Source organism: Microbacterium pygmaeum, assembly GCF_900100885.1.
In the GTDB taxonomy this organism is placed as follows: domain Bacteria; phylum Actinomycetota; class Actinomycetes; order Actinomycetales; family Microbacteriaceae; genus Microbacterium; species Microbacterium pygmaeum.
Window position 1 is genome coordinate 1,520,563 of sequence record NZ_LT629692.1, and the last position, 25,486, is coordinate 1,546,048.

The 25,486-nt window shown below is 63.3% G+C and carries 23 protein-coding genes; 18 read left to right on the forward strand and 5 right to left on the reverse strand.

Annotated features, from left to right (window positions below; all coding sequences use genetic code 11):
- Nucleotides 1–13 precede the first annotated feature (13 nt).
- Nucleotides 14–550 (reverse strand): bifunctional DNA primase/polymerase, encoded by a 537-nt coding sequence (locus BLT19_RS07070; RefSeq protein WP_331710707.1) that lies wholly within the window; start codon nucleotides 548–550, stop codon nucleotides 14–16.
- Entirely contained in the window at nucleotides 547–1,611 is a 1,065-nt protein-coding gene (locus BLT19_RS07075; RefSeq protein ID WP_157681794.1) for an ArdC-like ssDNA-binding domain-containing protein, read from the reverse strand. Before BLT19_RS07075 ends, BLT19_RS07070 begins: the two co-directional genes overlap by 4 nt.
- Nucleotides 1,612–2,025: 414 nt before the next feature.
- Here BLT19_RS07075 and BLT19_RS07080 point away from each other — a divergent pair, with 414 nt between their 5' ends.
- The 8 genes from BLT19_RS07080 (at nucleotide 2,026) to BLT19_RS17570 (ending at nucleotide 10,913) form a co-directional block, all read left to right on the forward strand.
- Nucleotides 2,026–2,448, forward strand: coding sequence for a hypothetical protein (locus BLT19_RS07080; RefSeq protein ID WP_091488123.1), 423 nt, complete (start codon nucleotides 2,026–2,028; stop codon nucleotides 2,446–2,448).
- A gap of 63 nt (nucleotides 2,449–2,511) precedes the next feature.
- Nucleotides 2,512–2,976, forward strand: coding sequence for an ImmA/IrrE family metallo-endopeptidase (locus tag BLT19_RS07085; protein ID WP_091488125.1), 465 nt, complete (start codon nucleotides 2,512–2,514; stop codon nucleotides 2,974–2,976).
- Nucleotides 2,973–3,938: an MAB_1171c family putative transporter gene (locus tag BLT19_RS07090; RefSeq protein WP_091488128.1), complete on the forward strand. Its 966-nt coding sequence runs from the start codon at nucleotides 2,973–2,975 to the stop codon at nucleotides 3,936–3,938. Before BLT19_RS07085 ends, BLT19_RS07090 begins: the two co-directional genes overlap by 4 nt.
- 31 nt (nucleotides 3,939–3,969) lie before the next feature.
- The gene (locus BLT19_RS07095) at nucleotides 3,970–5,127 is read left to right on the forward strand and encodes an alpha/beta hydrolase family protein (protein WP_091488131.1); all 1,158 of its coding nucleotides are present in this window, start codon (nucleotides 3,970–3,972) and stop codon (nucleotides 5,125–5,127) included.
- Nucleotides 5,128–5,236: 109 nt separating this feature from the next.
- Nucleotides 5,237–8,695, forward strand: coding sequence for a MobF family relaxase (gene mobF / locus BLT19_RS07100; protein ID WP_091493503.1), 3,459 nt, complete (start codon nucleotides 5,237–5,239; stop codon nucleotides 8,693–8,695).
- Nucleotides 8,696–8,831: 136 nt separating this feature from the next.
- Nucleotides 8,832–9,221, forward strand: coding sequence for a sulfate permease (locus BLT19_RS07105; protein WP_231917837.1), 390 nt, complete (start codon nucleotides 8,832–8,834; stop codon nucleotides 9,219–9,221).
- A gap of 93 nt (nucleotides 9,222–9,314) precedes the next feature.
- Nucleotides 9,315–9,584, forward strand: coding sequence for a hypothetical protein (locus BLT19_RS07110; RefSeq protein ID WP_091488133.1), 270 nt, complete (start codon nucleotides 9,315–9,317; stop codon nucleotides 9,582–9,584).
- Nucleotides 9,585–9,593: 9 nt separating this feature from the next.
- Entirely contained in the window at nucleotides 9,594–10,913 is a 1,320-nt protein-coding gene (locus BLT19_RS17570; protein ID WP_157681795.1) for a hypothetical protein, read from the forward strand.
- A 327-nt stretch (nucleotides 10,914–11,240) separates the two neighbouring features.
- Here BLT19_RS17570 and BLT19_RS07120 read toward each other — a convergent pair whose 3' ends face one another.
- Nucleotides 11,241–12,002, reverse strand: a complete 762-nt coding sequence (locus BLT19_RS07120) for an SDR family oxidoreductase (protein ID WP_231917838.1) — start codon at nucleotides 12,000–12,002, stop codon at nucleotides 11,241–11,243.
- Nucleotides 12,003–12,148: 146 nt separating this feature from the next.
- On the opposite strand from BLT19_RS07120, the gene BLT19_RS07125 reads away from it, so the two are divergent.
- On the forward strand, nucleotides 12,149–13,015 hold the full coding sequence (locus BLT19_RS07125) for a helix-turn-helix transcriptional regulator (protein WP_172825602.1): 867 nt from the start codon (nucleotides 12,149–12,151) through the stop codon (nucleotides 13,013–13,015).
- 21 nt (nucleotides 13,016–13,036) lie between these two features.
- Here BLT19_RS07125 and BLT19_RS07130 read toward each other — a convergent pair whose 3' ends face one another.
- On the reverse strand, nucleotides 13,037–14,149 hold the full coding sequence (locus BLT19_RS07130) for a PQQ-dependent sugar dehydrogenase (protein WP_231917839.1): 1,113 nt from the start codon (nucleotides 14,147–14,149) through the stop codon (nucleotides 13,037–13,039).
- Nucleotides 14,150–14,703: 554 nt separating this feature from the next.
- Here BLT19_RS07130 and BLT19_RS07135 point away from each other — a divergent pair.
- The 8 genes from BLT19_RS07135 (at nucleotide 14,704) to BLT19_RS07170 (ending at nucleotide 22,968) form a co-directional block, all read left to right on the forward strand.
- On the forward strand, nucleotides 14,704–15,522 hold the full coding sequence (locus tag BLT19_RS07135) for an oxidoreductase (RefSeq protein WP_091488139.1): 819 nt from the start codon (nucleotides 14,704–14,706) through the stop codon (nucleotides 15,520–15,522).
- 160 nt (nucleotides 15,523–15,682) lie between these two features.
- Nucleotides 15,683–16,729 (forward strand): ABC transporter substrate-binding protein, encoded by a 1,047-nt coding sequence (locus BLT19_RS07140; protein ID WP_091488141.1) that lies wholly within the window; start codon nucleotides 15,683–15,685, stop codon nucleotides 16,727–16,729.
- A gap of 99 nt (nucleotides 16,730–16,828) precedes the next feature.
- The gene (locus BLT19_RS17580) at nucleotides 16,829–17,950 is read left to right on the forward strand and encodes an ABC transporter ATP-binding protein (RefSeq protein ID WP_197673053.1); all 1,122 of its coding nucleotides are present in this window, start codon (nucleotides 16,829–16,831) and stop codon (nucleotides 17,948–17,950) included.
- Nucleotides 17,947–19,680 (forward strand): ABC transporter permease, encoded by a 1,734-nt coding sequence (locus BLT19_RS07150; protein ID WP_091488144.1) that lies wholly within the window; start codon nucleotides 17,947–17,949, stop codon nucleotides 19,678–19,680. Before BLT19_RS17580 ends, BLT19_RS07150 begins: the two co-directional genes overlap by 4 nt.
- Before the next feature lie 38 nt (nucleotides 19,681–19,718).
- Nucleotides 19,719–20,543, forward strand: a complete 825-nt coding sequence (locus BLT19_RS07155) for an enoyl-CoA hydratase/isomerase family protein (RefSeq protein WP_157681799.1) — start codon at nucleotides 19,719–19,721, stop codon at nucleotides 20,541–20,543.
- The gene (locus tag BLT19_RS07160; RefSeq protein ID WP_091488149.1) at nucleotides 20,530–21,279 is read left to right on the forward strand and encodes an SDR family NAD(P)-dependent oxidoreductase; all 750 of its coding nucleotides are present in this window, start codon (nucleotides 20,530–20,532) and stop codon (nucleotides 21,277–21,279) included. The genes BLT19_RS07155 and BLT19_RS07160 overlap by 14 nt, the downstream gene beginning before the upstream one ends.
- Before the next feature lie 39 nt (nucleotides 21,280–21,318).
- Nucleotides 21,319–22,197, forward strand: coding sequence for an amidohydrolase family protein (locus BLT19_RS07165; RefSeq protein WP_091488151.1), 879 nt, complete (start codon nucleotides 21,319–21,321; stop codon nucleotides 22,195–22,197).
- Nucleotides 22,198–22,236: 39 nt separating this feature from the next.
- A complete protein-coding gene (locus BLT19_RS07170) occupies nucleotides 22,237–22,968 on the forward strand; it encodes an SDR family NAD(P)-dependent oxidoreductase (RefSeq protein ID WP_091488153.1) in 732 nt (243 codons plus the stop codon).
- 47 nt (nucleotides 22,969–23,015) lie between these two features.
- Here BLT19_RS07170 and BLT19_RS07175 read toward each other — a convergent pair whose 3' ends face one another.
- Nucleotides 23,016–23,759 carry a FadR/GntR family transcriptional regulator gene (locus BLT19_RS07175; RefSeq protein ID WP_172825603.1) on the reverse strand — a complete coding sequence of 248 codons (744 nt, stop codon included), beginning with the start codon at nucleotides 23,757–23,759 and terminating at the stop codon, nucleotides 23,016–23,018.
- Between the two features lie 404 nt (nucleotides 23,760–24,163).
- Between BLT19_RS07175 and BLT19_RS07180 the strand changes: the two genes are divergently transcribed.
- Nucleotides 24,164–25,483, forward strand: a complete 1,320-nt coding sequence (locus BLT19_RS07180; protein ID WP_091488159.1) for an MFS transporter — start codon at nucleotides 24,164–24,166, stop codon at nucleotides 25,481–25,483.
- Nucleotides 25,484–25,486: the final 3 nt, after the last annotated feature.

The following is a 25,486-nucleotide window of genomic DNA, read 5'->3' on the forward strand; positions in this document are numbered from 1 at the left end:
TGCCCGCAACTGTTCACTTTTCAAACGTCGAAACTGACCAGTTCTCCAGCGCCGCCGACATGTACGCCGCCGACCCGGTGGATATGAACGAACTGGAGGGAGGAACGACGACGTATCCGCCCTCGCCGCGAAAGTCGATGTGCGCGCGAGCTGATTGCCAGCATCGCTGAAAGGAGGCCGTCGCCGGGAAGTAGATATGCATCCCACCCGAGGGCGTTCTTACCCGTGCGATCTCGCCTTCCAGCAGTCCTTCTTCGACCGCGCGATGGAACGCGGGGAAGCCCGTTCCATCGGCTTTCACGTCGACATCGACGACGTCGACACCCGACGCGAGTCCAGTCGGCATGCCGATGTTGGCTCGCGGCGAGCGACGCCACCACGCGATGACTTGATCGACGTCACAGGTAGCGTCGAGGAATCCTGCGCGGGTCAACGGCCGCTTTCCACCTGGCTCGCAGGGGAAGATCGGCAAACCCGAGCGCACGAAGCGCATCGCTGCTTCCCTCGTGCCGAGGCGACTGACCTGCAGAAGGACGTCGGCCACGCTCATGAGATGCTCCGCGCCGTAGTGCGGTCCGCTGTGCGTCCAGGAGTGGTGTGAGTGGTTGCATGACGTGGCGGCGCCTGTCCGTACGCGGATCGATCCAGACCAGGAGGGTCACCCGCCGGCATCTGTTCACTTGGCAGCATCTCGAGGACAGCAGCTGCAGCGCGCCGCACCCGTTCGCCTGTGCGCTGCACGACAACAAGTGCATCCGCGTCCGCAACAGACGATGCCCAAGTGGCGACATACGGGATGGTGTACTCCTGAGTGTCCATTCCGTGCGCCGCCGCGATCATCAGTGCGACTGATTCAGCCTCGACCTCACCGATTCCTCGGTGCGCGAGAGCCTCGTGGCCGGGCCCGTGCAGTCGGATGTGAGCGAGCTCGTGAGCGAGCGTCTTCGTACGGGCCGCGTCATCCATATCCGCCCGAACTGCGACGGTCTTCGTCGAGTAGTCAGTGCGCCCGTTCGCACCGCCGATCGATGTCGCGCTCGCCACGAGTGACAGCGTGAAGCCCTCTTGATCGACGAGCGATGCGAGCCCAGTCCAAAGTCCGGCCGGCGCAACGCCGCGCAGAAGGTGTGGTCGTGGAACTTCGACGATGGGTCGACCAATTGTCTGCGAAATGTCCCAGACGTACGCCGGCCGCGCCCCGACGACGCCCGTGCGCACAACCTCGCCAGAGCGCGGGCGTTCGCGTGGCGCGAGTCGTCGCCACGACGAGACATCGAGCGGACTCGTTGTTGCAAACCGGGCGGTCCGCGGTGCGAAGATCATGTAGCCGTGCTGGCCGGACAGCACGCTTCGGTCGACTGCGTGCCATTGCTTGAATCCAGCAACGTATGTCGGCGACGTCTCTGAGACTCTGCCTGCTTCGAATGCGGCGGCGTGTTGCGACCAGATGAGCAGGGTGTTGTTGAACGAGCGAGAGCGGAAATGGGCCGCGAACTCGATCGATCGCTTCCAGTCATCGGTTTCGATCAACGCCTCAACGGAGCGTACGAGTCGGTCGTGTACCTCGTTCAGCCGGGCCTCGGCATCGGGCCTTGTCGTTTGGTCGGACACGACGTTCACCTTCCCTGAGTGACGATGCGCTGAATTATGCGCGTCCATGACACTGAGGTGCTCCATGGGGAGCAGATGAGGCACTTCGCCGTGACCGCACCGCTTGAGCGGGGTCATCAGAGTGCGAAAGTGCAAGATCCATCGGTTCGGAACTGATCCTTCCGAACGGCGTTTTCGCGAAGCCGACGCGTAGGTCGACCACCCGAATTCTGAGTCAGTCCGTCCTTCTCATCACCTCCGTTGAACATGTCTAAATCGCTACCATCTCTGGTTTACCACCGCATTTGCACATGTGCAACCCTTGAAAGGAGCATGTCCAAGGATTAGGTTGAGCATGTCCAAATCTGTGTCTTGCGCACAGAAATCAGGCGACGATGCCTTGCCTTACCCGAGGGTGAGAGGTGGTCCAGTGAGATGACGGAGATCGACGAGAAATCAGCTGCTCAGCATCTGGCCAAGCGCCTCAGGCTCTTGCTAGATGTGTCTATCGCGGAATCCGGAGCTGAGCCGACGTATGGACAGATCTCCGCGTTCTTGCAAGCGCGAGGAGCGAGTCTGTCGCGATCGCGGTGGAGCTACATGGTCAATGGGCACCGATATGTGAGAGACCCGTTGATCGTCGACGGTCTGGCGGCGTTCTTCGACGTCGATGCGCCGTTCCTGCTGGGGGACGAGGGCGCCGCGACACCTGAGAAGGTGAACGCGCAACTCGACCTGGTTCGGTCGATGCGCGCAGCACGGGTCAAGTCATATGCCGCGCGAACGCTGGGGGATGTTTCGCCCAAGGCGCTGAATGCAATCAGCAAGTTCTTGGATGAGGAGATGAAACAAACCTGAGCAGTGCCACGCGGGTCCTCGCCAACCCACCCGTGCGCATGCTCCCGGAAGGGAGTGAGACACGTGAATATCGAAAAGACCGTGGTGACGGCCGTGGAAGAGCTCGCGCTCGGCAGCGCCTTCACGTTCGACGATCTGGTAGCCGCAATTCAGGATCGCCGCCAGCGAAAACTGAGAATCGTTGAACTCACCGAACTCGGTGAACATGACGGCATGTGCGCGATGTGGCTGGTCACGGAGTCTGAAGACCTGGTCCTCCACGCGCGCAGTGAGTCGCTGCTTCATCGACAACAGTTCGTTCTTCACGAGTTCGCGCACATGATCCTTGGCCACGGCGACGACGATGACTGCTCGTCCGACGATCGCCTGTTCCCCGACATCCCCCCGCACACCCGTCGGCGGTTGCTCGCACGGCAAGACCTGGATTCGGACAGTGAAATCGCTGCGGAGGCCCTTGCCGATCGACTTGCAGCAGCGATCAGGGGGTCAGCCTTCGCGGAGTCTCGTTACCTGGAGATCTTCGGATGATCCAGATAGCGATCGCGGCGCTGATGTGGGTGCTGGTCATCAGCCTGTTGATCCTGCGCCGTCGACGTTCGGAGCGGACGATCACCTACGCCGCGGTCACAATCGCAATCGCGATGACGCTCAGCGTGGATACCGTGTACACGACGGTGGATGCCGCGCTCGGCGGCGCAAACTTCGGAACGCTTGTCGCCGAGGTTGCACTGATGGTCGGCGTCTTCTTCCTCGGTCGAGGAATCATGAAGGCAGCGGAGTATTCTCCGCGACCGGTGCGCATTGCGCTCGGGCCTGTCACGCTCGGTGTCGCGCTCGCAGGCGTTGTCGTCTCGTTCATCTTGATCGACAAGGGCTCCACAACAACGAGTTTCATGCTCGATCTCGGCGACCAGCCGCCGGCGGCCGCGTACTCGATGATTCAGTTCACGTATTACGGCATCGTCGTTGCCGCCATGGCCGCCGTCGCCGTCCGGCAATTTCGACTTCGCAACGGAGCGCAGCGAGTTCCTGCCGGCTCGCTGATCGCCGGTGCAGTACTCGGCGTCGCGCTGAGCCTCGTCGTTCTCGTCATGGACATCGCGCATCTCACCGGAAACCTGAACCTGATGACAGCGTTTGGCTCGGCCTACGGTCCGCTCTTCTTCCTGACCTTCCTGTTCCTCTGCATCGGTCTGGCAAGTCAGCCGGCCGTACGGTACGTGGGGGAGCGCAGGCGCCTGGCGCGTACGCAGACGTACGTGCGGCAGCTGACGCCGTTGTGGGATGCCGCCACTCGCGTACGACCAGGATTGAGCCAGCGAGACGCGACGGCAATCCGCCTCGAAGATCCAGAAACGGTACTTCATCGGGAAGTGGTCGAGATTCGCGATGCGATGATCGACCCACGAATCGAATTCGATCCGACCACCGATGACCGTCACCTGCTGGATCGAGCCGAGGCGCACCTCCTGGGCTCGAAAACGCGCTGACACCAGTCGATTGCGAGCGAAGGCGGAGGTCATGCGCACACTCGGCGTGGCGGCGTGGACGCTGGGCACCTCCGCGACCGCGTGCGGAATTGGCTTGGGTGCGCTCATCGCGCGCAAGCTGACGGCGCCGGTATTTCCACGGTCGTTCGACCTTGTGATCCGAGACGTCGAGATCACTGACGGTGAGCGAGTCGTCGTACTCGATCGCAACCGTCAGACGAGTGCTCGAGGCACATACTCGCTCCTCTTTGCGGACGGCGGATGGGCGCAGCTTGCCGCCGAGGCGGTCGATCGCGGATCAAGTCGAGTCGCCCGTGTCGTCACCCAATCGTCGACTGGGCTCACCCCTTCGATTGGGGATCCAGTTGCGTGGAGTGGGATCTTCTTCACGACGCCCGCTGCAGCTGGCCTAGCAGCGCAAGACGTGCATATCTCGACTCCGGTTGGCTCCGCACCGGCATCACTCATCCGAGGTGAGGGCGAGAACGCATCCACCTGGGCCATTCACATTCATGGAATGGGCAGTCCGCGTTCGGGACCGTTGCGCGGCGCGCGCGTGGCATCGTCGCTCGGCCTCACCTCGCTGATCGTGAGCTACCGAAACGATGGCGAAGGACCGTACACCCGTTCCGGACGTTCGATGCTCGGCGCCGAGGAGGTCGATGACGTCGATAGCGCCCTTCGATACGCCCTCGAGCACGGAGCCCAGCGCATCGTGCTCTTTGGATGGTCGATGGGCGCAGAGATCGCTCTGCAACTCGCGACGCACGCGACACGACAGATCGGCGTGAGCGCGATGGTGCTCGAATCCCCGGTGCTTGACTGGATCGCGACGATTCGAGCCAACTGCAGGCGTGCCGGCATCCCTGCTGCTGCGGGCGTGCTCGCAGTCCCATGGCTGAGCATTGCGCCGCTGGCCCGTGTCATCGGGCTCGCCGGACGCATACCATTTCACACGCTCAACTGGATCGCCCGCGCACGGGAGCTCACGACTCCGACGCTCATCCTCCACGGATCGCGCGACGATTCGGCGCCGCTCCACGTCTCTCGAGATCTGGCGAAGCTTCGCCCCGACATCGTTCACCTGGAACAATTCGAATCCGCGCACACCATGACCTGGAACTCTGATCCTCAACGCTGGGACGCCATCGTCGCCTCCTGGCTCACGCAGCAGTTCGACGAGATCTGACCCCGACTTTCGCTCGCGAACCCCGTGCCTCAAGAATCGGCACGCCTCTTGCAGATCGAGGGCGCGCACCTCCTGTCTGAGAATCGGAGGACCGGCGGTGACAGTCTCGATGCGGGTGATGAGTGCTGGCGACGGTTACAAGTACCTGCTTCGCACCGTCGCCGCCGGAGACGGCATCCGGTCTTTGTCTACGCCGCTGACTCGCTACTACAGTGCAGATGGCACTCCGCCTGGCCGCTGGATGGGAACTGGTGTCGACGCACTGGCGTCCAGCATCCGTCCCGGCGACAGTGTGACAGAGGCACAACTGCAGATGCTCATCGGAATGGGCCGTCATCCGGTCAGCGGAGCGCCACTTGGCCGCGCGTATCCCCACTACGGCAATGGCGAGGGAGCAGGCGGAGAGTCCATGTCGCGTCAGCGCGCTGTCGCGGGCTTCGACTTCACCTTCTCTATCCCGAAATCGGCGAGTGTGCTCTGGGGTGTTGCAGACGCAACGACGCAGGAACTGATCGTCGACGCGCACCATCGCGCCGTCGCACACGTCGTTGCGTACCTCGAACGCCAGATTGCTGCGACCCGCACAGGCGCAACCTCCGTTGACGGAGCTGTTGCGCAGGTCAGCGTCAATGGGATCATCGCAACGGCGTTCGATCACTTCGACAGTCGCGCCGGCGACCCCCACCTGCACACCCACGTTGTCGTGAGCAACAAGGTGCAGACATCGCTCGACGGCAAATGGCGATCGCTAGACGGTCGACCGCTCCACGCAGCAGTCGTTGCGCTCTCCGAATTGCACGAAGCGATCTTCACCGACGAACTCACCCGCGCGCTCGATGTCAACTGGGAACCGCGACAGCCGGGTAGGGATCGCAACACCACGTGGGCGATTGCCGCGGTGCCAGAGCAGCTGGTGAGCGAGTTCTCCACTCGTGCACATGCGATCAGTGAGGAGACGGATCGCCTGATCGAGACATACGTTGCAATGCACGGCCACCGCCCAAATCCCGCAACGATGATGAAACTTCGAGCGCAGGCGACCTTGACGACGCGCCCCGAAAAGGAAGTGCATTCACTCGCTGAGCTCACAGCCGGATGGCGCGACGGTGCAACGCGTGTACTCGGGCATGACGTAGCTGGATGGGCTAGAGAGGTGGTCGCCACGGAGCCAGCCCCGGCGCTGTTGCGCGCCAATGACGTGAAGCCTGATCGCATCAATGCGCTGGGCAGCAGCGTGATGCTCGCCGTCGCCGAGAAGCGAACAACCTGGCGTCGCTGGAACCTCGTAGCCGAGGCCGCGCGCCAGAGCATGCCGATGCGCTTTGCTGCGGCATCCGATCGAGAGTCAGTCGTCGAATCCATCGCCGACGCTGCGGAGCGCGCCTCGCTGCGCCTCTCCCCGCCAGAGGTCGCCGTAAGCCCATCCGAGTTCCAGCGAGTCGACGGCTCCTCGGTCTTCCGCGCTCGAAAGAGTGCAGTGTTCACCGCGTCGATCTTGTTGGATGCCGAGTCACGACTGCTTGATCGATCTCACAACCTCGGTGCGCCACGGATTGCAATGGACTGGGGGCGACGTGCGCGTCGCCGCTCGGACGGCGTGGCGCTCTCCATCGATCAGGTCGACGCGCTCGAGATGATCGCTACGTCGGGGCGCGCCATCGATCTTCTGGTCGGCGCTGCCGGCACCGGAAAGACATCCGCGATGCGTGCTCTTCGAGTCGTCTGGGAAGAGGTCTACGGTCGAGGCGCCGTCGTCGGACTCGCGCCTTCCGCTGGCGCCGCCCACGTCCTCGCCGAGGACCTGGGTATTCCGACGGAGAACACCGCGAAGTGGTGGACAAACCACCTGATCCATGGCGACACGTTTTCGTCAGGTCAGCTGGTCATCATCGATGAGGCATCCCTCGCCGGCACCATCTCGCTCGATCGAATCACGATGGTCGCTACCGCGGCCGGCGCGAAAGTGTTGCTTGTCGGTGATCACGCGCAACTCCAGGCCGTCGATGCGGGTGGCGCGTTCGCTCTCCTCGTCCACGATCGCGAAGTCGTGCCTCAACTGTTCGATGTGCATCGGTTCCTCGATGCATGGGAAAAGGACGCCTCCGCTCAGCTGCGTGACGGCGATACCGACGTCATTGACGTTTATGCCGACCACGACAGAGTTCTCGAGGGCGATTCGGAAGCGATGATCGACGCGGCCTACGCGCAGTGGCGGAGCGACCTACGTATGGGGCTGTCGAGCGTGCTCGTTGCCGACTCCAACGAGGCGGTTGCAGCGCTCAACATCCGTGCCCGCGCCGAGCGCATCATCGATGGTGAGATATCCGGAACGCGCGAGGTGACGTTGCACGCGGGGGATGCCGCCGCAGCGGGCGACCTCGTGCTCACCCGGCGCAACGACCGCAGTCTGCGGAGCGGTAGATCCTGGGTGCGCAACGGCGATAGATGGAGCGTCGTCGACGTGCTCAGCGATGGACGGATGCTGGTGCGCCGCGCGGGCCGTCACCATGGGGTGACGGTCGAACTGCCGGCAGATTACGTCGCGGCGCACGTCGACCTCGGCTACGCCATCACGGCTCACCGCGCACAGGGAATCACCACCGATACCGCGCACGTCCTGGCACGGTCGGGAATGACGCGCGAGAGCTTCTATGTTGCGATGACCCGCGGTCGTAGAGCGAACACCGCGTATGTTGCTGTCGACCGTACCGAAGCCGGCCACGCCGGACCGCACCCGGGTGAACCAATCGAGGTGAATGCGCGCACTGTTCTGCGCGGCGTTCTCCAGCATGTAGGAGCCGAGCTTTCGGCGCACGAGACGATCGCTGCTGAGCAGGATCGCTGGGAGTCGACCGCGCAACTCGCCGCAGAGTACGAGACCATCGCCGCCGCTGCACAACGAGACCGCTGGGTTGATGTGATCCAACATTCCGGACTGACGAGCGCACAGTCGTCGGCAGTTATCGCATCGGACGCGTTCGGACCATTGGTGGCTGAGCTGCGACGCGCAGAGGCGTATCATCACGATGTCGACCGGCTCTTGCCGGTGCTCGCACGTGCTCGCGGTCTTGACGATGCGGGGGACATCGCCGCGGTTCTTCTCTCACGTCTGCAGAGAGCGACAGCCCGCGAGGCTGATCGAGGAATCGGACGCAAAGCGCCGCGATTGATCACCGGGCTGGTCGCCGAAGCAATCGGTCCGATGACGCTCGAGATGCGCCGCGCCCTGGACGAACGGCGCTTGCTGATGGAGCAACGCGCGAATGGCTTGGTCGAGCAAGCCGTCGCGGCCCGCGCTGCCTGGATCGGCGAGTTGGGTTCGGAGCCAGCGGGCGTGGAGCGAGTGGCGTGGCGGCGCCATGCGGGGGTCGTCGCCGCCTATCGCGATCGATATGGCATCACGGGGCATCGCGCATTGGATGCTGCTCCGGCGACGACTACTCAGCAACGGGACGCCGCGAGTGCGGAGCTTGCGATCGATGCAGCGCGTCGGCTCGCTCGAGGAAGCGGCCTCCAGGACCGTCGAGTGAGGGGGAGTGGCCGCGACATGAACGCGCTCGCCCGATAGCCTCTTTCCTTTGTCGTCGCCCAGTTTTAGAATCGTCGGAGGCAACCTCATTAGCGCCGTCGCTTCGAGCGACGGTATGACCGGTCCTGATCGGTCCTTCCAAGTTCTCGTTGTTGAGCTTTAGGAGGGCAGCCGCATGTTCGGACTCGTCTGGATGCTCGGCACTCGCGTGCGCATCTTCATGCGTCGGTTCATGCCGACCAACATGCTCGTTGCCAAGATCTTCACTCGGCGTGGCCTGAAATGGGGCGCGCCCGCGATGCTGATCGCTGTCATTTACATGGCCGCCGCCGTAGTTGCTCGAGGAATGGTCGAGCAGGGTGGGCCGGGCTGGATGAACCTGCTCGTGATTCTCTTCATCTGGAACGCGATTAAGTTCATCGTCGTTGGGCCCGTGAGCGCGATCTATCTGCTGAGGGTGCGACTGCGTGAAGCGAAGATTCGGCGTGCGTTGCGAGTGCCGGTGATGAGCGAAGGCGTCGTGCTCCAACGTGATGAGCGACCGTCTGTTCGCGCGTTTCACTGATTCCGATCTTCGCCGCGCGGGGGCACGTGCTCACCTTGTATGCGGGACACGCTGGCTGTGTACAGCGCTGGTACTCGACGTCGGAGGTTTCGCATGGCACTGCCCCAGGAGCGGTTCGATGAACTCCTTCACCGCACTGCACTCGCTGCCCTGTTCTACTACCCAGAGATCGCCGTCGACGATGCGGACTACAACCTTCAGAGCGACATCGACTACTGCCTCGAGCCGGTGGCAGCGCTCGGCGCGGACGAACTGAACGGACTGCGAGCTGTCGTCGGGCGCGTCATCACCAATCCGTCGGCTCATAGAACAACGCTCATGGAGTTGATCATCGAGCTCGCTCCCGAGCCGTCGCCGGAGTAAGGGAGTCGCATGGCCAGTGCAAAAGGCGACGACGATCCTCCTGCTGACGTGAAGGATCAACGCGACGACAAGAAGGATCAAGGCGACGAGAAGGGCGTCGGTCGCGATAGAGAGCGTGCCCGTGAGAGCGATCGTCGCTATGCACAGGCGCACCGGGACCGAAGGGCGGCCAATTCTCGACGCTGGAGGGAGGCGCATCCGGAGCAGGCCAGGGCGCAGCGACGCCAGTGGAAGACCGATAACCCGGAACGGTCGAAGCAGCTCAATCGAGAGTCCGCGCGTCGCTCATATGGACGCGGACGCCGAACCGCAGCAATCCGCAGCCGAGCGAACGAGAGTTCGCGGCGATGGAAGCAAGCCCATCCTGAGCAGGTGCGCGAGTATCGACGACGATGGGTCGAAGCCAATCGCGAGCGGGTCCGCGAGTATTACCGCCGTTATCACGCGGACAACCGCGAACGAGTGAATGCTCGCGCCACGGCGCGACGTGATGCGGATCCGGAAAAGACCAAGCGTTCACGGAAAGCGTGGGCAGACCGCAACAAGCAGCGTCTTGCGGACTATCAACGTGCGTACCGAAGCAATCCGGATCGCTACGCAACGATTCTCGCCGCGAACTCGGCCGCGAAGCGATTGCGCACGCGACTGGAGCGGGCCGGCCTGCCGACTCGACGAATGCACAAGGTGCTCGCTGCGGAACGACGCGGCAACGACTCTCGGGCTAACGACTTCTTTGCTGACCCGTTCCGATCGGAGCACGTGAACCAGCTCATGTGGCTTTCCTCCTTGCTGACTGAGCATGTTCTCGCGGATGGCCCGCGGATGCGCGAGTTTGCAGGCTCATACGTGGCGTTCCGTGCGCGAATGGGGCTGCCAGCTATAGACGGCGAGGATTTCCTTTACGCCCATGCCGCACAAGTCGTCAGTGATCGAATGCGCGGCATCGACCTGCTGACAAGCCGCGACGTCGCCGCCGCAGTTCGCAGCGCGAGGGTCGCCGTAGCTGAGCGCGAACGACTTGCGCAGCGGCAGGCTTTTGCGCGGAGGTTGGAATCCCACCTACGGAGGAACGCTCGCCGGCTGCGGGAGGACGCGCGACTGGAGAAGGTCGTCCGCACTCACACCGGCAAGACTCGATCTGCAGTCGAGGAACTCGTGCTGCGCATGGCAATCGAGGAGGTCGTCTCCTCCGGTGGGCTCCCCAGCGGTCTGACAAAGGCGGACCTTCGTCAGGTCGTGGAGGCGTTTCGCAGGAGAGCGGTACTTGAGGTTTCCGTCGATGCCCTGCACGTTCCGCGGTTGCGAGCGTCACAATCACTTGGTCTCTGATGAACGAATTCGATGCTGCGGAGCAACCGAGATGTCCCGACTGTTGGGTAGTTATGCATAACACATCGAACGGATGGAAATGCGCGCCCTGTGGCTTCGAGCTGCAATATGAGCAGGGGCTGACGACGCTCCGCCCGAGTTCAACGGACCGTCCATTCATGGCGGTTGAAGCGCGACCAATCAGGCGAATCGTGACGATTTCTGATCCAACTCCTATTCGTCTCTGGTCTCCAATTATGGATTGGCGCGCCCGCGGCGGGTTAGTGTCCACCGCGGACGGCGGGCCAGCACCGGTACATCGACCTTGTGCCGGCCCGCAAGCGTTTGCTATTCGCCGGAGGGTCGCGCCATGACTTCGTGGATGGCGAAGTGTCGGGGCCGGGTGACGGCGAAGGTGATGACTTCGGCTATGTCGTCGCCGGTGACTTCGACGGTGCTGTAGAGCTGCTGGATTCCCTGGCGCATTCCTTCGTGGGTGGTGTGTTGGGGCAGTTCGGTCGCGACGGCACCCGGCTCGACGACCGTCACGCGGACGGCGGGCTTGAGCTGTTGGCGCAACGCCTCGGACCAGCCGTTCAGTCCCCACTTGGTGGCGGCATAGACGCCGTTGACGGCGACGGCGGTGCGGCCGGCGACGGAGGAAATGTTGATGATGTCGCCTGCGCCGTTCGCAGTGAGCTGGTCCAGGAACACCTCGGTCGCGGTCATCGCGCCGAGAAGGTTGACGTCGATCATGCGCTTGTAGTCGTCCTTCTGCTCGGAGCCGAACGGACCCAGCAGCATCAGGCCGGCGTTGTTGACGAGCACGTCTGCGCCGCCGAGCTCGTCCTGCACGCGCAGCGCTGCGGCAACGAGGGCATCGCGGTCGGTGACGTCAGCCTCGATCGCGATTGCTCCGTCACCGATCTCGGCGGCGAGGGATTCGAGGCGGTCGACACGGCGAGCGAGGAGGGCGACCCGGTAGCCGGCCGAGGCGAGGTGGCGGGCGGTGGCTTCGCCGATGCCGGAGGATGCGCCGGTGATGACGGCGACGAGCGGTCGAGAGTTCTCGGTCATGAAGATCCCAATTCTGTGCATCTTGCGGTGCACGCTGACGATGGACTGGCTTTCAACGTTAGGACGGAACCGTCCAGCGGTGAGAGTTACCAGTAGTCGCTCCCAATCGTGCCGGAACGGCCAGTGGGAGCGTCTGCTGGTATCTCACAGGGAAGACAGTTCTCCTTTACCGTTGCCGTATGGATGCCAAGCAGGAGGTGCAGCAGTTTCTCACCGCCGCGCGCGGCAGGATCTCGCCCGAGCAGGCCGGAGTGTCGTTCTTTGCTGGGGAGCGTCGTGTGCCTGGACTGCGGCGTGAGGAAGTCGGTCAGCTCGCCGGCGTCAGCACCGCCTATTACACGAAGATGGAACGGGGCGATCTGAGAGGTGTTTCCGAAGGGGTGCTGCTCGCGGTCGCTCGCGGTCTCCAATTGGATGACGCCGAAACGACGCATTTGTTGAATCTGGGCCGGGCATTCAACGGTCCGACCCGGCTCCACCGATCCCGGCCTGGCCGGAAGGTGTCGCCAGGGATCGTGCAGCTGATCGATACGATGCGCGACGTTCCCGTGGTGGCGCAGAATCATCTGACGTTCCCTGTCGCCTCGAATGCTCTCGGTCGGGCTCTCTTCCACGACCTGTTCCCGCCAGACGCCGAACCGCTCAACCACGCCCTGTTCATCTTTCTGGACGAGCGTGCCCGGACGTTCTACCCAGACTGGGAAGAGAACGCGCATCACACCGTCTCTGCGATGCGACTTGCCGCTGGGCGCGATCCTGATGACCGCGGGCTGATCGCTTTGGTTGGTCGCCTAGCCACGCAGAGCCGGGAGTTCCGCACCATGTGGGGCGGCCACACGGTACGAGCGCACGTGTCCGGCAGCAAACGGATCAACCATCCGCTGGTCGGGCTCATCACCGTGTCCTACGAGGTGCTGCCTGTTCCCGCGTCTCCCGGCGTCAGCATCACCAGCTTCCTCACCGAGCCTGCTACCCCATCCGCGGACGCGATCGATCTGCTGCGCACCATGATCGCCGATCCAGTGCAGGCACAACCAGATCGGTAGGCGGCAGTCCACGGGGATGCCCTATGGTGCGGTGACGGGAACCTGCAGGATGCGGTCGTCACCATCGCCGGGGTCGCCACGACCATCAGTGTTGTTCGTCACGATCCACAGCATGCCGTCGGGGCCGGGCAGCACGCTGCGCAGCCGACCGTACTCGCCTGCGTAGTAATCCTGCGACGTGTCCAGATCCGCGGTGGGTACCGCGCGAAGGACCTCGCCGCGAAGGTTGGCGATGAAGATGGTGTCATCAATCACGGTCAGTCCGCTGGGGCTGGCGTCGTCCGGAGCCCAGTACTGAACCGGGTCGACGTAATCGTTTCCACCTCCCGGTCCCTCTACCTCGGGCCAACCGTAGTTCGCGCCGGCCTGGATGACGTTCAGTTCGTCCCACGCGTCTTGACCGAACTCGGCGGCAAACATCGTCCCGTCAGACGCCCACCCCAAGCCCTGCACGTTGCGGTGACCGAGGCTGTACACGAGCGAGCCCGGGAACGGGTTGTCTGCCGGCGCCGCGCCGTCGGGCGTCATCCGGAGGATCTTCCCGTTGAGCCGCTCCTCGTCCTGTGCGGCGGCGCCGTTGCCGGCATCTCCCACCGACGCGTACAACATCCCATCTGGGCCGAAGGCGATTCGGCCGCCGTCGTGGAAGCTGTTCGTCGGCAGACCATCCACCACCACCTCTTCGACGCCCAGCGAAAACGAGCCTGCGGAGCCCTCAACAGTAAAGCGTTCGATCCGGTTGTCATCCGCGGTTGTCGAGTACGCGAAGAGCGTGCTGTCGTTACCGACCGCGAGGCCCAGCAGACCCGACTCCATCGTGTGCTGCACGTCCGGAACCGTGCCCACCAGGCGAGTGCTGCCACCCGGCAGCACCTCGAGGATGTCGCCGGAGTTGCGCGAACTGATCAGTGCAGTGCCCTTGAATAGCACGACGTCCCACGGCGCCCCGAGCCCAGTCACGACCTCGGTCGGCGTTCCCGTCAGCGTCGCCATCGGCGACGTTGCAAACGAGTTAGGCGCCGTCGCGGTGTTTATGGATACGGGCATGCGAGCTGAGCACCCGGCCAGCAGCACGCCGGCCGTGGCCAGCACCGCTGCGGTACGGATCGGGTGTCGCATTCTGGTGATCTCCATTCCGTTGCACGGTTTCCCTTCGACGCTATGCGCGCAGGATGTCGAGGTGGGAGCTAGAGACTGTACCTCCCACCGTCAGCCGTTGGCGGCGAAGGCATGGCTGAACGATTGCCCGCCGCGGACAAGCGGGATCGCGATCGCCTTCATCCCTCACATGCGGGAGCGAAAACGAGAACATCGTCGATGCTGCCGCAGTGCTGCTTCGGGAGGTGCCGCCGCTCTAGGTGCTGCTCGGCTGGCTCGACCTGTTCTCTGGCGCGACCGCACCAGTAAGGCGGATGCAACGCCCCACGACGTGTGGATGGGCTGCCAGCGGAGTGGCGCTCGTGGCAGGACGACGCGAGCCGCGCGCTCGCGCGGCGGTTGAACGAAGCAATTGAGCGAGGTGTCTCGGGCTGAGCGCGGGCGGTGAGGTCAGCGCGCCGCCATTTTGCGAGCGGTCGAGCCATCGGGTCCACTTCACGGCTTTGAGGATCGAGGGCGTAGAGTCTGCGCCCAGAGACCGTTCTCTGGCGGTCGTACCTGGCCATTACCTGACGATCAGGAAGAGATAGATGAAGAGTTGGTTGATTACAGGGGCATCTCGCGGGCTCGGCCTTGCGCTGGCTAACGCCGTTCTGGAACGCGGAGACAATGTCGTACTCGGTGCGCGCGACACCGCATCGTTGGAGACGGTCATTGCCGCCCACCCGCAGAATGCTCTCGTGGTACCGCTCGATGTGACGAGAGAAGATGGGATCGCACACGCCGTCGAGTCCGCACGCGAACGGTTCGGATCGATCGACGTTCTCGTGAACAATGCCGGCTATGGATACCGCGCAGCGCTGGAAGAGGGCGAACCAGAAGCCATCCGCCGCCAGTTCGACACAAACGTCTGGGGTCCGGTCAATCTCATGAAGGCGGTACTTCCGGGGATGCGTGCTACCCGCTCGGGTGCGATCGTGAACGTGTCGTCGATCAGCGCGCGCCGGTGTCCTCCCGGCTCCGGCTACTACTCCGCCAGCAAAGCGGCGCTGGAGAGCATCTCGAACGCAGTGCGCAAAGAGGTGGAGCCGCTGGGCATCACTGTCACGATCGTCGAACCGGGCTCGTTCCGAACGCACTTCTCTAGCAGTTCGCTGGACATCTCTCCGGTCATCATCGACGACTACGCTCCGACGGCTGGTGCACGCCGACGGCGCTTTGAAGGGACGCAACCAGGCGATCCGGACAAGGCCGCCGAGGTCATCATCCGCGCTGTTGCCGACGACAACACTCCGTCGTTCCTCTTATTGGGAGCTGACGCACTCGAAACGTTCGAAGCCGTCGCCGCGGAGCAGGCCGCCGTGGTCGATCAGTGGCGGGCCGCCACGTTGGCCACAGCCTTCGATTAGCCGGCGGGCGTGGTTAATCATTGACTAATCAGTGCGGATCATCAAGAACTTCGGCGGAATATTTATTGCGAGATGGAGACATGGCCTGTACATTGAAGTCAATGGTCAATCATTGGCCTGAGCAGCGGATCAGACGTTCCGCCCGTACAAGGGAGTACACATGAAGGTACGAGTCTGTCGATTCGTCGCAGTAGGCATTGTCGCTGCTTTCGCGCTTGCGGGATGCAGCACACAAGCAGGCAGCGAAGGGGGCGCATCACCCGAAACTTCCAGCGAACTGAGCCCCGAACTCGCCGAACTCTACGAGGCAGCACAGCAAGAGGGGCCGCTGACCTGGTACGGCAGCTACGACCCGCCCAGCATGGAGGCCGCCATCTCGGCGTTCGAATCCACCTACCCGGGATTGCGTGTCGACTACCTCCGCCTGACGAGCGGTCAGTTGAACACGCGGTTCAGCCAGGAGATCGAGGCGAATGCTCCAACCGCCGACGTAATCACCGTGGGGGACCCGCTATTCGTCGCCACCGCGGGCGAGAACGAGTGGCTGACACCGCTAGAGCGTGATGAACTACCATCGGTCGCGGCTCTCGACGATGAGTGGTACCACGACGGATTTCCGACGACTGTTATCAATGTCTTCGGCATCGCTTACAACTCAGACCTCGTCGAAGAGCCTCCGACGTCATGGGAAGACGTCATCGACCCGGCGTTCAAAGGCAAGACCGTCTTCGGCGACTACCGCGCCGCATCGCTGTATGCGTACCAGGGCGCGCTTTGGGCCGAGCGCGAGGGCATGGACTATCTCGAAGATCTCGCGGCGCAGGATCTCATCTTCGTAGACAGCATCATCCCAGGCATCCAAAAGGTGGCTAGTGGCGAAGCTCTGGTGGCGCTCGCCGTGACTCCCTCCACGACTACAGAACTCGTCGAGGCTGGTGCACCCATCGAGGTCGTCTTCCCTGATTGGTATTCCATCGGCGAGCTGCTTAGCGGAATCGCTTCCAACACGGACGCGCCGAGCTTCTCTCGTCTCTTCGTCGACTTCTTGCTATCCGAGCAAGGCCAGGAGGCGCTGGTCTCCACGGGAGGTGCGTCGCCGATCAACTCGGAGGGCAGCATTCCGCTCGGCGACGGCTATGTGCGACCGGATTACGAGGCGCTCCCTGAAGATCGAGAGCTGCTTCAGAGTGTCTTCAACCTTCCCTAAGTCCCCAAAGCCGATGCTAAACAACGGAGAGTGAAGATGGAATCGCGTCGAATCAGCGTGCACGGAGCGAGCAAACGCTTCGTCCGTCAAGACAAATCGGTGACGAATGCCCTCGACGACGTATCCTTCGAGGTCGAGGAAGGCGAGTTCCTCGTCCTCCTCGGCCCTTCGGGCTGCGGCAAGTCGACGCTCCTGCGTGCGATCGCGGGACTCGAACGCCTCGACACCGGCTCGATCGAGCTTGGCGGTGTAACGGTTCTCGATCGCGCGGCCAAGGTGGATGTCCCCACCGAGCGTCGCCGGATTAGCATGATGTTCCAGTCTTACGCGCTCTGGCCGCATATGACGATCGCGCAGAATGTGGCGTACCCGTTGCGAGCACGCGGAGTCGCCCGGGCCGATACCGCCGTTCGTGTGCGCCAAGCGCTTGAGTCGGCGGGCATCGGTGAGCTGAGTGAGCAGTATCCCGGCCAGGTCAGTGGCGGCCAGGCGCAGCGAGTCGCCCTCGCTCGCGCCCTGGTATCTCGTGACGGCATCATCCTGTTCGATGAACCACTGTCGAATGTCGATGCGAAGGTTCGTGAGCAGCTCCGTGCCGAAATCGCGCGCCTGCATCGAGAGTTCGGGTTCACCGCGGTGTACGTCACCCACGATCAGGAGGAGGCATTAACCCTCGCCTCCCGGATCTGCGTGATGCGGAAAGGCAAGATCTGGCAGTCGGGCACGCCCGAAGAGGTCTACGACCGTCCGAATACCGCCTACGTTGCGAGGTTCCTCGGCTCGGTCAACGAGATCCCCGGTCGCTTCGACGGCGATCGCGCAGGGGGCCTCGCCCTGATCTCCACCTCGGTCGGCCAGCTTCCCGTCGAGTACCTCGACGGCGATGAGGGCGTCGTCACTGTCTTCTCGCGTCCGGAGTCGTGGCGTATCCTCTCGGCGACCGACGCGCGCTCGGACGCCGCGATCGCACTCAAGGGCATCGTGGAAGAGGTCGTGTTCCTCGGCTCGTTCTCAGACGTCCGCGTAGCGGTCGGTGAGGCCGTGATCACCGTCCGCTCAATGGATCGTTCGGTGCAGATCGGTCAGGAGGTCGAGATAGAGGTCTTACGTGCCAGCCTTTTCGCGCACCCCGGTATCGAGGAGGCGCCAGTCGACACGACTCCTGTCGTTCCAGAAGAGACCCCCGTCATCGTCGATCGGCGTTCGGCGGTAGTACTGTGACAACCGAAGTCGCCTCGAAGTCGAGGGTGAGCGCCCGGCCGGTACTCAAGGCGCCGCGGTCGCTGTTCAACATCATCGTCGCGGTGGTGTGCTTCGCTCTCGCCATCCTGATCCTCTACCCGCTCGCCGAGACGGTGTTCTCACTCCTGCTCGGAGGCGAATCGGTCATCGACGCAGCGCAGCGCGTCTATGGCGATCCCCGTCTCGGAGTGGTCCTGTGGAACACCGCCTATCTCATGGTGGGCAGCGTCGGAGTCGCAGTCGTCGTCGGCAGCCTCTTGGCCTGGCTTAATGAGCGGACGAACGTTCGAATCGGCTGGGCGTCGGACGTGCTGCCCGTGATGTCGCTCCTCGTTCCGTCGATCGCTGGTTCGATCGGCCTCATCATCCTCTTCTCGCCCGGTGTGGGCTATGTGAACGTCGTCATCGGGATGCTGAACGATACCCTGGGAATCCAACTGCCCGAGCTGAACATCTTCACGCCGGGCGGCATGATCTTCGCCTACAGCGTGTATCTCATTCCCCAGGTCTACCTCGTCGTGGCCGCAGCGATGCGGAACATCGACCCCGCGATGGAGGAAGCGGCTCGCGTGAGCGGTCGCAAGACCTTCACGATTCTGCGCACGATCACTCTGCCGGCCGTGCGTCCCGCGATCATCTCCGGCGCTCTGCTGGCTCTGATCTATGGTCTGGCCACCTTCTCCGTGCCACTTCTGATCGGTACTGAAGCCGGCATCCCGGTCTTGACCGTTGAGATCGTGCATCTGATCACCCTGGATTTCCCGCCGGATCTGCTCGGCGCAACCCTTCTGTCGCTGATCCTGCTCGCGGCTGTCCTGCTCGGAAATCTCGTGGTGCGCAAGGTGGGCGCCTCGTCGCGCCATTCGACGATCGGCGGCAGGCCGAGCGGCTCCAGTGTGCTCATCTTCCGCCCCGGGGCGCGGTTGTTCGCGCGCGCGCTGATGTTGCTGTACATCGTGCTGAGCTGCATCCTCCCGGTCATCGCGCTCGCCTACGTCGCGATGCAGCCTTTCTGGAATGGCCAGTTCACGACGCAGCTGAACTTCAATGCGTTCATCGGGCTTTTCGCCGAGGGAAGTCAGACCGCGAACGCCCTTCGCAACAGCGTCATACTGGGAGTCGTCGCGGCGACCATCTGCGTGATTCTTGGTGTGCTGGTCACGTACCACATGGGCAGAACTCGCCGCTTCTCCGGTGTACTCAGTGGCATCTTCAAGCTTCCGGGAATCGTCTCTCACCTGATCCTCGCGATCGCGCTCTTGAGCGCATTCGCCGGCCCCCCGTTCAACCTGGGCGGCACGACCACCATCTTGCTCATCGCGTACGTCGTCATCTATTTCACGTATGCGGCGGTGACGTCAGAAGCGGCTGCGCTTCAAGTCGGCAAAGATCTGAAGGATGCCTCGAGCGTGTCCGGACGCGGGCCGGCTTATACGCTCCGTGCCATCTCGCTACCGCTCATGCTCCCGGCGCTCGCCGCCGGTTGGGTGTTCGTCTTCGTGCTCGCGATGGGAGACATCACGGCATCCGCGATTCTTGCCGGACCCAATAGTCCGGTCGTCGGCTTCACGATGCTGAGCCTGTTTCAGAACAGTACCTACGCGCAGGTGACAGCGTTTGCAACGGTCATCACGGTCATCTCGTCGGTCGTCGTTGGGGCCGTGCTCATCTTCACGGGTCGCGCCGAGCGGAAGAAGCGCCGCGGATGAGCGCTTTCGAAACTCTGAGCGTGCGAGTCGAAGATCGGGTGGCGACGATCACCATCAGTAGTCCGCCGATGAATCTGATCGGCGGGCGCATGCTACCCGAACTCGATGAAGCCACCGACGCTCTCGCGTCGGATCCCGATGTGATGGTGGTGATCCTCAAGAGTTCGACGCCGGGCTTCTTCATCGGCCACGCAAAGTTCGGCGACATCGCACAGCTCACAAACGACGTCGTTCCCGAAACTCTGGAGACGACTCCCCGCGGTGTCGTCCACGTCGTCACCGAGCGGCTGCGTATCATGGACAAGCTCACGATCGCCCAGGTCGAGGGTCGCGCCACGGGCGGGGGAGCAGCGCTCGCACTCGCCTGCGATCTACGCTACGGCGCTCTCGGCAAGGCCGTGTTCAACAGTTTCGGAGTTTCGCTGGCGACGGGTCTGGGAGGCGGAGCTTCGCAGTACCTTCCGAGAGTCGTGGGTGTCTCGAGGGCGCTGGAACTGATCCTCGGCGCCTACGATCTCGACGCCGAGACGGCCGACAGATGGGGCTACCTCACGCGTGCTTTCCCGGCCGAGACCATCGACGAGAATGTGCGCGCCATTGCCACGCGGATCGCGTCGTACTCGCCCGAGGTGATACGGCAGACGCGTCGCCTCGTCGCATCCGCGCTCGACGGCACGATAGAGGAGGGCCTTCGAGACGAGGCCTTCGTCTTTCAGCAGTTCGTCGGCACAGACGACGCAGTGCATGGAATATCCCGGCTCCTCCAGCTGGGTGGAGAAACAATCGAAGGCGAGAGCAATCTCGGCGAACTACTCGGACAGATCGAACTGAAGAGGACTGACGCAACGCATGAACAGGCTTGAGGGAAAGGTCGCCTTCGTCACGGGTGCGGGCGGCGGCGTCGGCTCGGCGGTGTGTCAGCGCTTCCTCGATGAAGGCGCGCGCGTCGTCGCGGTGGACATCGATATCGACAAGGCGACGGCATCCGTCAAGGACGCGCTCGCCGAGGGCCGCGCGATCGCGCTGAAATGCGACGTCAGTCAGCCGGACGAGGTCGAGGCTGCGATCGCGCAGGCGGTGGCGACGTTCGGGTCGCTCAACGTGCTGTGCAGTCCGCACGGTGGGTCGTCGACCCGCGACGGCCGTGTCACCGAGGCTGCGCTCGAGGAATTCTGGCGGGTGATCGGGGTCGATCTGTTCGGAACCCTGCTGGTCAGCCGGTTCGGCATCCCGCATCTTGAAGAGGCCGGCGGCGGCTCTGTAATCAACTTCGCGTCGATCGTCGGCCTGATGGCCATCTCGGAGCGTGACTTCTACACCGCGGCGAAGGGCGGGATCATCTCATCGACACGCTCGATCGCCGCAGGGTACGCCGCGACCGGAATCCGGGTCAACGCGATCGCGCCGGGGCTGACTCTCAGCCCGCGCGTCGCGGCGCGCGCATCGACCGAACGCTCCAAGAAGCTTCAGGATCGGCATCTGCTGGGCGTGCTGCAACCCGTCGACATCGCTGAGATGGCGGTCTACCTCGCGTCGGACGAGTCCAAGCGCGTCACCGGACAGGTTCTCACCGTCGATAGCGGCATCACTATAACGTGACGTGCTGATCCCGAGGCACGCGACAACAGGAGGCACAGCATGGTCGTTCTCGACGCCCAGGTGCATACGTGGTATTCGGATCGCCCCGAGTTGCCGTGGGATCCGGGCTACCGGCCCGCTCACGTCGACAAACCGAGCTATCTGCAGCACGCGGGGCAGACCAACACGCCCGACATGGTGCGCGCTGAACTCGCCGCTGCAGGCGTAGATGGCGCTCTGCTGGTGCCCAACGGAGTTTACGGCAAGAGCATCGAGTTCGAGTTGAGCGCAGCCGAGGCCGATCCCGCCAGATTCCGTGTCATGGGGCTGGTCGATCACACGAGTCCCGAGCTCGGCGCGCACCTGGAGCGCTCGCGAGAGCGAGGCTTGGTTGCAATCCGAATGCTTGAGATGCGTGAACCCGAGCGTCTTGCCCGGGGCGAATTTGACGATGCGCTGCGTGTCAGTGCCGACCTTGGGCTCCCGGTTGCGCTGTCGCTGTCTCACCCGATCGATGCGCGTCTGCATGAACTGTTCGTCCGGCATCGAGACGTGGTCTTCGTGATCGATCATCTCGGCACCGGATTCGCGCCGCCGATCTTGGGCTATCGGCCCGAGCATCCGTTCGCGTACCTCGACACCGTCCTCGCCCTCGCCCACCTGCCCAACCTCCGTCTCAAGCTGACGGGCGGTCCTTCGGTCTCACTCGAGTCGTATCCATTCCGCGATATCTGGCAGCCGGTCACGCGTCTCATCGGATCGTTCGGCGCGGAACGCACCTTCTGGGGGACCGACTACACCCGAACGGCACCGCTGTGCAGTTACTGGGAGTCGCGACGTTATCTTTCCGAGATACCCGGTCTTTCTTCTGAGCAACTCGACCTGATTTACGGTGACGCACTCGCTGCGTTGCTCGACTGGCCGACCAAGCTCGCCTAAGTCCCCGTCAGTGGCGCACAACTTTCGAAGAGGAGAATCATGAAAAAGAGGGCAATCGTCACCGGGGCCGCGGCAGGTATCGGTGCCGCGGTCGTCGCTCGATTCGCGAATGCCGGCATTGAGGTGCACGCCGTCGACCGCAATGCCGACGTCGCAATCGCGGCCCCCAACGGGGCGATCGCAGGGTATGTCTGCGATGTCGTCGACCCTGGTCAGATCTCGGCGACGTGTGCCGCCGTGCTCGAGGGAGGTCCCATCGACATCCTCGTGAATTGCGCCGGGACCTTCTCGTCGGGCAACGCGGTGGATGCGACCGTGGAGGACTGGGACCGAGTGATCGCGATCAACGCGCGAGCTCCGTGGCTGTTCGCCCGTGAGGTTCTGCCGGGGATGTCGCAGATGCGCTCGGGATCGATCGTCAACATCTCGTCTGGCGCCGGCCTGCGTCCGAATCCGCGGCGCTTGGCGTATGGGGCCTCGAAGGCCGCGCTCATTCAGTTGACCCGGTCGATTGCGATCGACTATGGCTCGCTCAACATCCGAGCCAACACGATCTGTCCCGGGGCGATCGACACGGAGATGTACCGGTCGATCCGACCCGAGGGCAAGTCGCTCGAGGAGTACCTCAGCGAGGGAGTGAAGGCGTACCCGCTGAATCGCCTCGGCACGACCGACGAGGTCGCCGCGGCTGTAGAGTTTCTCGCCACCGATGCCGGGAGTTATGTCACCGGTGCAACACTGACGGTGGACGGTGGCCGCACTCTGCACTGACGGCGACTCGCCGATCCTCGGCGGGGCACCGGGTGCGTCGCAGAGGATCACACGTTTTCGACCGCGCTGGGTGAGGACAGCGGTACGTCTGCCGATTTGGTGCCGGCGACGCGTGCATGTGTCGCGCCGAGATGCTGTCGCATGTGACGTTCAGCCCGCTCACCGTCATGCTGTTCGATCGCCTCGACGATCTTCGAGTGCACGCGAATCACTTGCTGGCGCGTGTCTTCGGTGTCGTACGCATCGACCGTGGTCGAAACGGTCACGCCGAATGAAAGAGCCTCCAGCACTGCGCTGAGAACATCGTTCCCACTCGCGGCAGCGACGGCGTTGTGCCACTTGACGTTGACGCGTGAGAACTGATGGAAGTCACCGGATGCCGCGACGAGATCGTCGTGCAGGCGCCTGATCCGTGCGAGGTCGTCCTCGGTGCGGTGCACGGCGGCCAGGCGGGCCAGCGCCGGCTCCAAGACCTCACGCGTTTCGTTGAGAGTGCGCAGCGGCATGCGGCGGCCTCGAACAAACTGATTCAGGCTATTCGTCATGATGTCTTTGCCGGGGAGCGTGACGGTATTGCCGCCGAAACGGCCGGGCCTCGTCTGCACGAGGCCTTCGGCAGAGAGCTGTTTCAGCGCTTCTCTCACCGATCCGCGGGTGAGGCCCGTCTGCTCGACGAGTTCGCGCTCCGGGGGAAGCGAATCGCCCTCGGCGATCTCGCCGCTGAGAATTGCCTCGCGAAGGCGTTGCGCCAAGAGGTCGAAGGACTTGGGCGCACGGATCTTGTCGACCACGATCGGTCGTTCAGGCGAACGCTCCACTCGTTTCCCTTCCCACACAACGCCGTGCGACGACGACGGCTAACTTCACCACCGTCCTGTGTCGACGAGGATCGACGCACTCGACACTATTGGCGCGCGTGCGAATTATCAACCGAGGTCGACGCCATCCTATCCTTCACTGCACAAGCCGTCGGAGCATCGAAGACTACACAGTTTGGAATAAGGCTAACCATTGACAACCGAGTGGCACTTGTCCATGCTGGGAGCAAGGGCTTCGGTCATCCACAGGCGGATGCCTCGCCCACATGTCGAGCGAGCGGAGGCCGTCGTGACCGCATTCGTCCTGTGCGTCGGCGAGATCGAGCTGGCGGCAGCGTGAGCGCGTCTACGAACGCGCATGCCCTTCGGCGCGCGCAGTGAGCACGACTTTCGGGTCGCTTGCCGTTCGCAATTACCGCCTGTGGTTCGCATGTGCACTGATCTCCAACGTCGGCACCTGGATGCAGCGCATTGCGCAGGACTGGCTGGTGCTCACCGAATTGACCGACAACGATGCGCAGGCCGTCGGCATCACGATCGGACTGCAGTTCGCCCCGATGCTTCTGCTGCTGCCGTGGACGGGAATGGTCGCCGACCGCTTCGACCGCCGAAAAGTCTTGTACGTGACGCAGTCCGTATCACTGGCGGTCGGGGTGGCTCTGGCGATCGTGACGCTCGCCGGCGTCGTCAATCTCGCCCTGGTCTATTCGCTCGCGTTTGCTCTCGGCCTCGCGTCTGCCTTCGACAGCCCGGCACGACTCGCCTTCATCGGTGAACTGGTGCCGAATGACCGGCTCGCGAATGCGGTGAGCCTGAACTCGGCATCGTTCAACAGTGCTCGATTGATCGGGCCCGGGATCGCGGGCCTTCTGATCGCCGTGGTCGGGCTCGGGTGGGTCTTCGTGCTGAACGCCTTCTCGTTCCTCGCCGTGCTCATCGCCATCGCTGCGATCAGGACCAAGGATCTCGTGCCGGTCGAGCGCGCTCCCGGGGTGTCGGGCACGCTATGGGAGGCGCTGCGCTACGTGCGGGGGAGACCCGACATCGTCTTGGTCTTGGTCTTGATCTTCATCTGGGGCACGTTCGGCATGAACTTTCCGATCTTCATCTCGTCCATGACGCGGATCACTTTCGACCTCGGCCCTGAAGCCTTCGGCATCCTGTCTTCGATCTTGGCCATCGGCACAGTGAGCGGCGCGCTGCTGAGCGCTCATCGCGAATCCCCTCGAATCGGCGTAATCGCGTGGGCGGCATCGGGAGCCACGCTCGCCCTGATCCTCGGCGGGCTGGCCCCCGATCCCTGGGTGTTCGGCCTTTCGCTCGCCCTGAGCGGAATCGCCGCGATCACGATCATGACCACGGCGAATTCGTACGTGCAGGTCGCGACTGCGCCGGCCATGCGCGGACGCGTGATGGCGCTTTACCTCGCTCTGTTCGCCGGTGGCACACCGATCGGCGCTCCGCTCATGGGGTTCATCGCTCAGGTCGGCGGACCGAGGGCGGCGATGCTGGCCGCCGCCGGAACGACGCTCGTGCTCGTCGTGATTGCTGTCATCTATCTCATCAGGACTGCGTCGCTGCGGATTTCGTGGGTGCCCGAGCGTCGTTGGCCGCTGCGGTTCACCGGGCGTGCGGCGGACCGGCCGCTCGCTGAGGCGGAGATTGCGCTGACAGAGACCGAGGACGAGAAGACCTGAGCG